The sequence below is a fragment of the Nocardia sp. NBC_00565 genome (assembly GCF_036345915.1).
Classification (GTDB): Bacteria; Actinomycetota; Actinomycetes; order Mycobacteriales; family Mycobacteriaceae; genus Nocardia.
The window spans coordinates 4,080,984-4,093,354 of the sequence record NZ_CP107785.1 but is presented as its reverse complement, the minus strand read 5'-3'; the positions used below and the strand labels follow the sequence as shown (position 1 = coordinate 4,093,354).

The window sequence follows — 12,371 nt, the reverse complement described above, 5'->3', positions numbered from 1 at the left end:
CGTGACTACACTGCTATTGCGAGCGACGACGACACGGTCCCGCCGCCGATTTCGAGCAGCCCTGCGTCGCCCGGCCGATTCGACGGTCTCGGGTGGCATTATTGCGGATCAGGAGCCGGTCACCGACTCGCTGGCCGATTTGGTGGGTGAAGGGCATTCCGGGATGACGGGACAGTGAGCGGATGACCAGTTCGTCGGGTTGGCCGGACGGTGGCGGGCAGCACCCCGGTCGCTGAAAAAACGGATGCGGCCCACCGGTAGGCTGGATACCTGTGCAGACCCACGAGATTCGACGGCGCTTCCTGGACCATTTCGTCCGTGCCGGCCATACCGAGGTGCCGAGTGCCTCGCTGATCCTGGCCGACCCGAACCTGCTGTTCGTCAACGCAGGCATGGTGCAGTTCGTTCCGTTCTTCCTCGGTCAGCAGACCCCGCCCTACTCGACCGCGACCAGCGTGCAGAAGTGCGTGCGCACCGGCGATATCGAGAATGTCGGCGTCACCACCCGCCACAACACCTTCTTCCAGATGGCGGGCAACTTCAGCTTCGGCGACTACTTCAAGCGCGAGGCGATCACCTTCGCCTGGTCGCTGCTGACCGGCAGCGTCGAGGACGGCGGCTACGGCTTCGATCCGGAACGGCTGTGGGCCACCGTCTACCTCGACGACGACGAGGCCGAGCGGATCTGGCTCGAGGTCGGCGTGCCCGCCGAGCGCATCCAGCGCCGCGGCATGGCCGACAACTACTGGTCGATGGGCATTCCGGGCCCGTGCGGCCCGTGTTCGGAGATCTACTTCGACCGGGGCCCCGCCTACGGCGTCGAGGGCGGCCCCGAGGCCGATGAGGACCGCTACCTCGAAATCTGGAACCTCGTGTTCATGCAGAACGAGCGGGGCGCGGGCACCGGCAAGGACGACTTCGAGATCCTCGGCCCGCTGCCGAAGAAGAATATCGACACCGGCATGGGTGTCGAGCGCGTCGCATTCCTGCTGCAGGGCGTCGACAACGTCTACGAGACCGATCTGCTGCGCCCGATCATCGATAAGGCCGAGGAGTTGACCGGCCGGTCCTATGGCGTCACGCACGAGGACGATGTCCGGTTCCGCGTGATCGCCGACCATGCCCGCACCGGTGCGATGCTGATCGCCGACGGTGTCAACCCGGGCAATGACGGCCGCGGCTACGTGCTGCGCCGCCTGCTGCGCCGGATCGTGCGCTCGGCCCGCCTGCTGGGTGCGGAGAAGCCGGTCATGGGCGAGTTCATGAAGGTCGTCAGCGATCTGATGTCGCCGTCCTACCCGGAGTTGGCCACCGACTTCCGGCGCATCGAGACGGTCGCGGTCGGTGAGGAGACAGCGTTCCTCAAGACACTCAACACCGGCTCCGTCCTGTTCGACAACACCGCTGAATCGGTAAAGGCCAAGGGCGGCAAGACAATTGCCGGCTCGGACGCCTTCACCCTGCACGACACCTACGGCTTCCCGATCGACCTCACCCTGGAGATGGCCGCCGAGGCGGGCCTTTCGGTGGACGAGGACGGTTTCCGGTCGCTGATGGCCGAGCAGCGTAAGCGCGCCAAGGACGATGCGCAGGCCCGCAAGCACGCGCATGCCGACCTGTCCATCTACAAGGAACTGGTCGATCGCGGCGCCACCGAATTCACCGGTTTCGACGAGCTCACCTCCGAGGCTCATGTCCTCGCGCTGATCGCCGATGGTGTCCGCGTCCCGACCGCCACCGCCGGTAAGGACGTCGAGGTGATCCTGGACCGCAGCCCGCTGTACGCGGAGTCCGGCGGTCAGATCGCCGACCGCGGCTCCATCACGGCGCAGGGCCTCAAGCTGCGCGTCAACGATGTGCAGAAGATCGCCAAGAAGCTGTGGGTGCACAAGACCACCGTCGAACAGGGCCAGATCACCGAGGGCGATGTCGTACTCGCGCAGGCCGATCCGGCTTGGCGGCGTGGCGCCACCCAGGGCCACTCCGGCACGCATATGGTGCACGCCGCGCTGCGGCAGGTGCTCGGCCCGAACGCCGTGCAGGCCGGTTCGCTGAACAAGCCCGGCTACCTGCGCTTCGACTTCAACTGGCAGGGCCAGCTCTCCGAACAGCAGCGGGCCGATATCGAGGCCGTGTCCAATGACGCGGTCGGTGCGGACTTCCCGGTGAACACCTTCGTCACCGATCTGCCCAAGGCCAAGCAGATGGGCGCGCTGGCACTGTTCGGCGAGAACTACGGCGACGAGGTGCGTGTCGTGGAGATCGGCGGCCCGTTCTCGATGGAGTTGTGCGGTGGGACGCACGTACAGCATTCCTCGCAGATCGGCCCGATCACCGTGCTCGGCGAGGCGTCGGTCGGTTCCGGTGTGCGTCGCGTCGAGGCCTTCGTCGGTCTGGACTCCTATAAGTACCTGGCCAAGGAGCGCGCGCTGCTGGCCGGTGTCGCGTCCTCGCTCAAGGTGCCCTCGGAGGACGTGCCCGCGCGTGTCGAGCAGCTCGTGGAGCGGTTGAAGGTGGCCGAGAAGGAGCTCGAGCGCACCAAGATCGCCGCCGTGCTCGCCTCGGCGGCCAAGTTCGTGGACGAGGCCGAGCGGGTCGGCAGCGTGCTGCTGGTGGCCGCCGCCGCGCCCGAGGGTGTCGCCGCCGGTGATCTGCGCACCCTGGCCACCGATATTCGTGGCCGTTTCGGCAGCAACCCGGCCGTGGTGGTGCTGCTCGGCAACGCCGATGGCAAGGTGCCGTTCGTGGTGTCGGTCAACAAGAGTGCGCAGGACCTCGGCTTCAAGGCCGGCGATCTGGTTGCCAGCTTCGGGCCGAGCATCGCCGGTCGCGGCGGCGGCAAGCCGGAGATGGCGCAGGGCGCCGGTTCGGATCCCTCGGGTATCGAAGTCGGCCTGACCGCGGTCCGTGCCCGGGTGGCCGAACTGGCCGGGTGATGGGCGACCCAGAGAGTCACCATTCGTCGGACCAGCGCTGCGGCGCCGACCGCCCCTCACCCGTGACCGATCCCGGTCGCGGCAGGCGGATCGGCATCGATGTCGGCAGCGTCCGGATCGGGGTCGCCTCCAGCGACCCGGACGGCGTCCTCGCCACGCCCGTGGAGACGGTGCCGCGCGCAAAGCCGAATAAGCGCACGCCCGGTTCGGCAAGCGATATTTTCAGAATTGCTGAAATTGTGCGGGAGTACGATGCCGTCGAGGTCATCGTCGGGCTTCCCAGGACCTTGCGCGGGGAAAAGGGCACCGCAGCGGGGTTGGCGATCGCATTCGCGGAGAATTTGCGCGCAGTCATAGCGCCGGTGCCTATCCGACTTTCCGACGAACGTTTGACTACGGTGTCAGCTGCACGTGCATTGCGGGACAGTGGAGTTCGCGCGCGTGGCCAGCGGCAGGTGATCGATCAGGCGGCGGCCGTATCGATCCTGCAAGGATGGTTGGACGAACGGAGTGCGGTGTTGAGGTCGGCCGAAGCGGCGTCTGAGTCCGGAGACGACGCATGACGGATCGATGGGCGCGAGCCGAGGAACGGTTCCGACAGCGTGAGGCTGATCGGCGTTACCGGCGAAACGATCAAGCGTGGGAACAGTACGAGGACGACACCAACGTCATACCGCGCTACACCGACGATGATCAGGACGAGTCGCTCGCGGCCGGGCGTTCGCGTCGCGCGGCACCGCAGCGGGCCGAGCACGCGGATGCGGCTCCGCGGCGCGGACGCGGGCCGAACGCGCAACGTGGCGAGAGTGCCCAACGCGGCGAGGGTTCGCAGCCCCGGCGCTCCCGCGGTGACGGGTTGGGCGGCGGGCGGTCCGGAGCCGGGGCCGGGGCCGCGCGGACCGGGCGGCCCGGTCGGAACCGGCCCGAGCGCGGCGAGGGCAGTGCCGAGGAGCGTTCGGAATCCCGGTCGGAGCGCCAGCGCGGCGGATCCTCGCGCGGCCGACGTTCGCGGATGGCCTCCCGCAAGGCCGCCGAGCGCAAGAAGCGCCGCCGGCATCTGTGGCTCATCGGCGCGATGTTCGTATTGCTGTTCATCGGCGCGGCGGCGTTCGCGGGCATGAAGATCGCGAAGATGTTCGGCGCGCCCGAGGATTACGCGGGCCCGGTCGGGCCGCTCGTGGTGGTGCAGGTGCAGCCCGGTGACACCTCGAACCAGATCGCGGACGCGATGCAGCAGAAGGGGATCGTCGCGAGCAGCGAGGCCTTCTTCCAAGCGGCCGTGCGCAATTCGAATATGAACTCGGTGCAGCCGGGGTACTACGCGATCCCGAGTCACAGTCCGGCCGCACAGGCGGTGACGGCGCTGCTCAGCAAGGAATCGCGGGTCGGCAATCTGGTCGTCTCCGAGGGACGACAGCTGCACGACCAGCAGGACGTGAACACCGGCTCGCGCAAGGACGGCATCTACCGCAAGATCGCCGACGCCAGTTGCGTCGGCACCGGCACCAATAAGAAGTGCGTCACCTACGACCAGCTCGACGCGGCCGGTGCGGGCATGGATCTGCCCGCGCTCGGTGTGCCGAGCTGGGCCGAGCAGCGGGTGCGTGATGTGCCCGATCGCAGCAGGCAGCTGGAGGGCTTGATCGCCGCCGGCACTTGGGACTTCGATCCGAGCGGGACGCCGGAGCAGATCCTCAAGCAAGTGGTGAGCGCCAGCGCGCGCAGCTACGAATCGACCGGGCTGCTGCAGTCCGGCACCGAGACGAAGCTGAATCCGTATCAGACCCTGATCGCCGCATCGCTGGTGGAACGCGAAGCACTGCCGCAGGATATGGGCAAGGTCGCACGGGTGATCGTGAACCGGCTGGACGTCAATCAGCCGCTGCAGTTCGACTCGACGGTGAACTACGCGCTGGATCGCACCGAGGTTGCGACCACCGACACCGACCGAGCCAAGCGGACGCCGTGGAATACCTACGCCATGCCGGGCCTGCCCGCCACGCCGATCTCCGCGCCGTCGTTGAACGCGTTGCGTGCCATGGAGAATCCGGAGGCGGGGACCTGGCTGTACTTCGTGACGGTCGACAAACAGGGGACCACCTTGTTCACCGAGAGTTACAGCGAGCATCTGCGCAATATCGAAAAGGCCAGGCAGAGCGGGATTCTCGATAGTGGACGGTAGGGCAGGGTCGCGCAGGGCGGCGGTGCTCGGTAAACCGATCGCGCATTCGCGGTCGCCGCAGCTGCATCTGGCCGCCTATCGCGCGCTCGGGCTGGACTGGACCTATGAGCGGATCGAGTGCTCGGCCGAGGAACTGCCCGGGTTGGTCGACGGGCTCGGCCCCGAGTGGGTCGGACTGTCGGTGACCATGCCGGGTAAAGAGGCCGCGCTGGCGTACGCGAGCGAGCGCACCGAACGTGCCGTGCTGGTCGGCTCGGCAAACACGCTGGTTCGGATCGATGCCGGTTGGCGTGCCGACTGCACCGATGTGGACGGGGTCCTCGGCGCGCTGCGCGGTGGGGGTGTCAGCGAACTCACCGAGGCCGTTGTGCTCGGTGCGGGTGGGACGGCGCGCCCGGCGCTGCTCGCGCTGTCCGAGCTCGGTGCGAAGGCGGTTACCGTCGTCGCCCGGGATGCCGGAAGGGCGCACGGCGCAGTCGATCTCGCGGAACGACTCGGTATGAGCGCCGCCGTGGTCGGCTTCGACGCGGACGCGGTCGGCGTGGTGTGCGCGAACGCCGGCGCGGTGGTGAGCACCGTTCCGGCGGAGGCGGCCGCGGTCGTCGCGCAAGCGGTGGCGATGGCACCGGTGGTGCTCGACGCGATCTACAACCCGTGGCCGACGCCGCTGGCCCAGGCGGTCGCGCGGGCTGGCCACACCGTGGTGAGCGGGCTGGAGATGCTGCTGAACCAGGCCTACGGGCAGGTCGAGCAGTTCACCGGCCGACCGGCTCCGCGCGCGGAAATGGCCGCGGCGATAAAACTGTAACCGGTTCTCATTTGGATCCGGCCGACTCGAGGCTATGGTGTTGACCATGAATGGTTGGGTGTTGCGGGCCACAGCTCTTGGTGCGCTGGTTGTCGTCCTGCGTGCCGCGCTGGGATTCGCGATGGTGTACTGGCCGACCCAGGGCAGCTGGATGCGGCCGCTGTGCCTGGTCGTACTGGTCGCGGCGATCGTCTTCTGGGGTGTGCTGGACGGCCGCAAGGACCGTCAGGTCCATCCGGATCCGGAGCACGGCTCCGACCTGACCATCCGGTGGCTGAAGACCGCCATCGGCGCTGGTCTCGGCAGCGGCGCGATCTCCTGGCTGCTGGACTTTCTGCCGAAGTTCGATCTCGGTGACAACGGCCTGCTCTTCGAGCTGACCGCGTCCGCCTCCTTCATCGTCCTGCTGGTCTTCATCCCCGGCCTCATCGGCGTCGGCATCGGCCGCATCATCGCCGACCGCCGGATCACCAAGTCCGCGAACCCACCCGTTGCACAGCAGCCGGAAGCGGCCGCGACTCCCGTCTAGCCTTTCGCGAAATCGACTGGAGGCGACCTTCATCGGCCATCCTGGCCGGAAGGTCGCCTTCGCTCATTTACGGCGGTCGGGCGACGCGCTGCGGATCTGTCGAGATTCGTGTCGGAGGCAACGGCGCACCCGACGGGTGCGCCGCTTCATTGTTGTCGACTAGAGGAGGATGGCGCCGCTGTTGGGGCTGTCCTCGCGGGCGATCGCGGAGTAGGCGGCGGCGAGGAGGGCGGGGTCGGGGCCTTCGAGACGGCCCGGTTTGGCGAGGCCGTCGAGGACGACGAAGCGCAGGACACCCGAACGGGTCTTCTTGTCGGTCTGCATGGTGTCCAGGAGCTGGGGGAGGGCATCGGCGTCGTAGCCGGTCGGCAGGCCGACGGCGGCCAGGATGGTGCGGTGCCGATCGGCGGTCGCATCGTCGAGGCGACCGGCGAGGCGGCCGAGTTCGGCGGCGAAGACCAGTCCGACCGAGACGGCCGCGCCGTGCCGCCAGCGGTAGCGCTCGCGCCGCTCGATGGCGTGGCCGAGGGTGTGGCCATAGTTGAGGATCTCGCGCAGGCTGGATTCCTTGAGATCGGCGGCGACGACGTCGGCCTTGACCTGGATCGCCCGGCGGATCAGCTCCGGCAGCACATCGCCGGTGGGGTCGAGTGCGGCCGCGGGATCCCGTTCCACCAGGTCCAGGATGATCGGGTCGGCGATGAAACCGGCCTTGATGATCTCGGCCATGCCCGCGACGATCTCGTTGCGTGGCACCGTCTCCAGCGTCGCCAGATCCACCAGCACCGCCGCGGGTTCGTGGAAGCTGCCGACGAGGTTCTTGCCCGCCTCGGTATTGATGCCGGTCTTGCCGCCGACGGCCGCGTCGACCATGGCCAGCAGCGTGGTCGGCACGTGCACGATCTGCACCCCGCGCATCCAGGTGGCGGCGACGAATCCGGCCAGGTCGGTCGCCGCACCGCCACCGAGGCTCACCACCACGTCGTTGCGGGTCAGGCCGATGCGGCCGAGCACCTCCCAGCAGAAGCCCGCGACGGCCAGATCCTTACCCGCCTCGGCGTCCGGGATCTCGACCCGGTGCGCGTCGAGACCCTGGTCGGCCAGTGCTTTGCGTACCGCCTCGGCGGTCTCGGCCAGCGGCGGCTGATAGAAGATCGCGACCGTGCGTACGCCCTTGGTCGCGCCCGCGACCGATTCGACCAGCTCGCCGAGCAGGCCGCGGCCGATGATCACCGGATACGGGCTGCCGGTGCGGACTTCGATGCGACTCGGCTCGGCCGGCGTTTCGCTTCGCTCACTCACGTGTACTTGGCTCCGATTCTGTGCGTGCTGTTTGTTTGAGCGCTCGCGCGCGGGCGCGACGGGCCCGGGTGCGCCGGGACCGGCTGCCCGGGGTCGGCGTGTCGCCGGTTCCTTCGGAACCAGCGGGCCCGTTGGAGATTTTGCCGGTGGGCTTGGTCCGCTCGGCCGCCGCGTTGGCGACCTTGCCGGTGGGTTTCGTCGGTTCGGTGGCCGCGGATTCGGCGTTCTCGGCCTGTGCGGCGGCCCGTCGGCGGGCGGCCGCGCGTGCGCGGGCGGCGCGCCGGGCTCGGGACCTGTTGCTGCCCTGGACTTTTGGGGCCTGGACTGTTGCTGCCCGGGGTTGCGGTGTCGCGGCGTCGTCGGTCGTGGTGCCGGTCGAATCGGGCTCCGCGTCTTGCGGCAGGACCGAATCCATGCCCAGCTTCGCCATGATCATCCGCACCACCCGGCCCGGGCTGCGGCCATCGGTGCGCACCCGCACCGTGGCGACCTCCCGGTACAGCGCCCTGCGCTTACGCATCAGTTCGCGATACTTCGCACCCGGATCCGCGCCGTTGAGCAGCGGTCGCTGGGTAGTCGCGCCGGTCCGCCGAAGTCCTTCGGCCACACTGATTTCCAGGTACACCACGGTGCGATTGCGCAGTAGCGCCCTGGTGTCCGGTGACAGCACGGCCCCGCCGCCGAGCGAGACGACGCCGCGCTCGGCGAGGATGGCGCGGCGCACCACCCGCTCCTCGATCTTGCGGAACTCGGGCTCGCCGTCCTCGGTGAAGATCTCCGGGATGGTGCGTCCGGTCTCGCGCTCGATGCCTGCGTCGGTGTCGTAGAGCTCGACACCGAGTTCCCTGGCGAGCTTGCGGCCGATCGTCGATTTCCCCGCTCCGGGCGGTCCGACCAGCACCACGCGCGGTGCGCGCGGATCGGTCTGCACGATCATTGCGGCACGTGTGGGCGGGCGCCGACGCGCTTGACGTAGCTGGTGATGTTGTCGAGGGTCTCGACCAGCGAATCGCCGCCGAACTTCTCCAGCGCGGCCTGCGCGACGACCAGCGCGACCATGGACTCGGCCACCACACCCGCCGCGGGCACGGCACAGACGTCCGAGCGCTGGTGGATGGCGACCGCCTCTTCGCCGGTGGTCATATCGACCGTCGACAGCGCGCGCGGCACAGTCGAGATGGGCTTCATCGCGGCGCGCACGCGCAGCGGTTCGCCGTTGGTCATACCGCCCTCGAGACCACCCGCGCGGTTCGTCGAGCGCAGCACGCCGTCCGGGCCCGGCTTCATCTCATCGTGCGCCTGGCTGCCGCGGCGGCGCGCGGTCTCGAAACCGTCGCCGACCTCGACGCCCTTGATGGCCTGAATGCCCATGAGCGCGCCCGCGAGTCGTGAATCGAGCCGGTCCGCACCACTGATGAAGGAGCCGAGCCCGACGGGCAAACCCTCCACGACCACCTCGACTACACCGCCGAGGGTGTCGCCGTCCTTCTTGGCGGCCTCGATCTCGGCGATCATCGCGGCCTCGGCGTCCTTACCGAACGCGCGCACCGGACTCTCGTCGATCGCGGCCAGATCCGTCGCGGTCGGCACGAGGCCAGTGGTGTTGGCTGCGGTGCCGATCGAGACGACGTGCGAAACGACCTCCACACCGAAGGCTTGCCGCAGGAAGTTCCTCGCGACCGTGCCCGCCGCGACCCGCGCGGCGGTCTCCCGGGCGCTGGCCCGTTCCAACACATTGCGGGCATCGTCGAAGTTGTACTTGAGCATGCCGGAGTAGTCGGCATGGCCCGGCCGGGGCCGGGTCAGCGGTGCGTTGCGGGCCAGTTCGGCCAGTTCGGCCTCGTCCACCGGATCCGCGGACATGACCGTCGTCCATTTCGGCCATTCGGAGTTCGCGATCTCGATGGCCACTGGTCCGCCCATGGTGCGACCGTGGCGTACCCCGCCGATCACGGTGACCTTGTCGGCCTCGAACTTCATCCGGGCGCCGCGCCCGTACCCGAGCCGACGGCGCGCCAACTGTGCGGAGATCTCGTCCGATGTCACCTCGACACCGGCCACCATCCCCTCGAGGATGGTGACGAGAGCGGGACCATGGGATTCTCCGGCAGTTATCCAGCGCAGCACGCTGTCCATCTTCCCATGTCGGCGCGGGTGCTCCGGCACACGGCCCGCCGTGATGACGGGCACGGTCGCCGCGCCCGCACCATGGTCGACTAGGCGTGCACCGCGGCAAGGCTCAGCACCGTCGCGAAGCACATCGCGGGTCCGTGCGGCAGCGGGTGCGGTCCGGCGCGATCGTCACCCGCGCGAATCCGCCGCACGGTCAGTACGGCGACGCCTGCGGTCGCGGTGAGTACCGGGGCCGCGAGTGCCGCCGCCACCCAGGACTGCGCGCCGCCGAGCGCGGCCACCGCACCGAGTCCGACGGCGAGCTTCACATCCCCTGCGCCGAACGCATCCGGAGCGGCGAGATGCACCACCAGATACGGCAGCGCGAGCAGCATCGCACCGACGGACGCGGCGGTGAATTGTGTTGTGAAAAGCGCATATCCGAAGATGATCACGGCACCGGCCGCGGTGAGTGAATTCGGCAGGCGGCAGTGCCGGATATCGAATGCGGTAAGTGCGGCGCACCAGGCCACCAGCAGGAAAAAGGCGATGGGGGACATGGCTTCAAGCCTCGTCCGCCGCGGTGCCGGATTCAGCCCCGATTTCCGAATTGGGGATAACCGATCGATATGTGAACAGCACTCGCCTCGCTCGAGCCGAGTGCTATCCGTGCCGAACACGACAGGTACGGCACGGTCGATGCCGGTGTTTTATACGGAGACTACGGCGTGTCGGCGGTAGCTTTGACTTATGTCTGCTGATCACGCGGGCCGTGGGCCCGACTACGCGGCGCGGCGTGGCGCGCTGCGAAGTCTGCTGGTGGAGAACGAGGTCGACGCGCTGTTGGTCACTGATCTGGTGAACATCAGGTACCTGACCGGCTTCACCGGGTCCAATGCCACGCTGCTGGTGACCTCCTGGGATATGCGTAATGCCGAGGAGCGCACGGTGATCGGCACCGACGGGCGCTATCTGAGCCAGGTCGCCGAGCAGGTGCCGGACCTGCGCGCGGAGATCGCCAGGGCCACCGCCCGAAGAATCGTCGAGCTCGCGGGAGAGTGGCAACTCGGCCGGATCGGCTACGAGAGCCATGTCGTCACGGTCGATCAGCATCGCGCATTCATCGAGCAGAAGACCGGTTTGGAGTTCGTCGCCACGCCGAGCCTGGTCGAACAGCTGCGCATGGTCAAGGACCCTTACGAGGTCGAACAGCTGCGTGCCGCCTGCGCGGCCGGGGACGCCGGACTGGCGACTCTGCTGGAACGCGGTGGTCTGCGCCCCGGTCGCACGGAACGTCAGGTCGCCAGGGATCTGGAGTGGGCGATGTTCGAACACGGCGGTGAGGCGATCGCCTTCGAGACCATCGTGGCGACGGGCGCGAATTCGGCGATCCCGCATCACCGGCCCACCGAAGCGGTGCTCGCAACCGGCGACTTCGTCAAGATCGACTTCGGCGCCGTGATCGGCGGCTACCACTCCGATATGACCCGCACCTTCGTGCTCGGTGCCGCCTCTGACTGGCACCGCGAGGTGTACGCGCTGGTCGAGGCGTCGCAGCGGGCCGGACGCGAGGCGCTGAAGCCGGGCGCGCAGGTCGCCGAGGTGGACGCGGCGGCGCGCGCGGTGATCGAGGCGGCCGGGCACGGCACGCTGTTCGTGCACGGACTCGGGCACGGCGTCGGACTGCAGATCCACGAAGCGCCGGGGATCGCCAAAACCGGAACCGGTACACTTCTGTCTGGCGTGGCGGTGACCGTCGAACCAGGTGTGTACTTCCCCGGCCGCGGCGGCGTCCGGATCGAGGACACGCTCGTGGTGCGCGAGGGGGGCCCGGATCTGCTCACCAACACCAGCAAAGACCTGACCGTCGTCGACTGATGCCGGTTGCCCGAACATTCATGAACTAGGAGATCCGAGAACAGTGGCGGACACCAGCGACTTCAAGAACGGCCTCGTGCTGAAGATCGACGGTCAGCTCCAGCAGATCATCGAATTCCAGCACGTCAAGCCGGGTAAGGGCCCCGCATTCGTGCGGACCAAGCTGAAGAACGTGCTGTCCGGCAAGGTCGTCGACAAGACCTTCAACGCGGGCGTCAAGGTGGAGACCGCCACCGTCGACCGTCGCGATATGACCTACCTGTACCACGACGGCACGGATTACGTCTTCATGGACGGCGACACCTTCGACCAGATCTCGATCGCCGAAGAGACCATCGGCCCCGGCGCGCGCTTCCTGCTGGAGAACATGACCGTGCAGGTCGCCACCCACGAGGGCGCGCCGCTCTACGTCGAGCTCCCGGTCACGGTCGAGCTCGAGGTGCAGCACACCGATATCGGCCTGCAGGGTGACCGCTCCACCGGCGGTACCAAGCCCGCCACCTTGGAGACCGGTGCCGAGGTGCAGGTGCCGCTGTTCATCAACACCGGCGACAAGCTGCGTATCGACTCGCGCGATGGCAGCTACCTCGGCCGCGTGAACGCCTGATCGCCGCGCGGCGAACA

At 68.1% G+C, this 12,371-nt stretch carries 11 protein-coding genes and 1 pseudogene; 8 read left to right on the top strand and 4 right to left on the bottom strand.

The genetic code is table 11. The features are described 5' to 3' along the window. Position 1 precedes the first annotated feature (1 nt). The 6 genes from OG874_RS19605 (at position 2) to OG874_RS19580 (ending at position 6,455) form a co-directional block, all read left to right on the top strand. Entirely contained in the window at positions 2 to 178 is a 177-nt protein-coding gene (locus tag OG874_RS19605) for a hypothetical protein (RefSeq protein ID WP_330256567.1), read from the top strand. A gap of 94 nt (positions 179 to 272) precedes the next feature. Further along, positions 273 to 2,936: an alanine--tRNA ligase gene (gene alaS, locus OG874_RS19600; protein WP_330256566.1), complete on the top strand. Its 2,664-nt coding sequence runs from the start codon at positions 273 to 275 to the stop codon at positions 2,934 to 2,936. Further along, entirely contained in the window at positions 2,936 to 3,499 is a 564-nt protein-coding gene (gene ruvX, locus OG874_RS19595) for a Holliday junction resolvase RuvX (protein WP_330256565.1), read from the top strand. The genes alaS and ruvX overlap by 1 nt, the downstream gene beginning before the upstream one ends. Then, positions 3,496 to 5,118, top strand: coding sequence for an endolytic transglycosylase MltG (locus tag OG874_RS19590; RefSeq protein WP_330256564.1), 1,623 nt, complete (start codon positions 3,496 to 3,498; stop codon positions 5,116 to 5,118). The genes ruvX and OG874_RS19590 overlap by 4 nt, the downstream gene beginning before the upstream one ends. Next, a complete protein-coding gene (locus OG874_RS19585) occupies positions 5,105 to 5,926 on the top strand; it encodes a shikimate dehydrogenase (protein ID WP_442943414.1) in 822 nt (273 codons plus the stop codon). The genes OG874_RS19590 and OG874_RS19585 overlap by 14 nt, the downstream gene beginning before the upstream one ends. 46 nt (positions 5,927 to 5,972) lie before the next feature. Further along, positions 5,973 to 6,455 carry a B-4DMT family transporter gene (locus tag OG874_RS19580; protein ID WP_330256562.1) on the top strand — a complete coding sequence of 161 codons (483 nt, stop codon included), beginning with the start codon at positions 5,973 to 5,975 and terminating at the stop codon, positions 6,453 to 6,455. A gap of 159 nt (positions 6,456 to 6,614) precedes the next feature. Here OG874_RS19580 and aroB read toward each other — a convergent pair whose 3' ends face one another. From aroB to OG874_RS19560, 4 genes and pseudogenes are all read right to left on the bottom strand, one after another. After that, positions 6,615 to 7,757 (bottom strand): 3-dehydroquinate synthase, encoded by a 1,143-nt coding sequence (aroB, locus tag OG874_RS19575; protein WP_330256561.1) that lies wholly within the window; start codon positions 7,755 to 7,757, stop codon positions 6,615 to 6,617. Positions 7,758 to 8,175: 418 nt separating this feature from the next. Beyond that, positions 8,176 to 8,694, bottom strand: a pseudogene (locus tag OG874_RS19570) (shikimate kinase); the annotation flags it as partial. Further along, complete coding sequence (gene aroC / locus OG874_RS19565; protein ID WP_330257343.1) at positions 8,691 to 9,884, bottom strand: chorismate synthase; 1,194 nt, start codon at positions 9,882 to 9,884, stop codon at positions 8,691 to 8,693. The gene aroC and the pseudogene OG874_RS19570, both read right to left, overlap by 4 nt. A gap of 89 nt (positions 9,885 to 9,973) precedes the next feature. Continuing rightward, entirely contained in the window at positions 9,974 to 10,429 is a 456-nt protein-coding gene (locus OG874_RS19560) for an A24 family peptidase (RefSeq protein ID WP_330256560.1), read from the bottom strand. Positions 10,430 to 10,619: 190 nt separating this feature from the next. On the opposite strand from OG874_RS19560, the gene OG874_RS19555 reads away from it, so the two are divergent. Next, a complete protein-coding gene (locus OG874_RS19555; protein ID WP_330256559.1) occupies positions 10,620 to 11,747 on the top strand; it encodes a M24 family metallopeptidase in 1,128 nt (375 codons plus the stop codon). A 43-nt stretch (positions 11,748 to 11,790) separates the two neighbouring features. Then, entirely contained in the window at positions 11,791 to 12,354 is a 564-nt protein-coding gene (gene efp / locus OG874_RS19550; protein WP_330256558.1) for an elongation factor P, read from the top strand. The last annotated feature ends 17 nt before the right edge of the window (positions 12,355 to 12,371 follow it).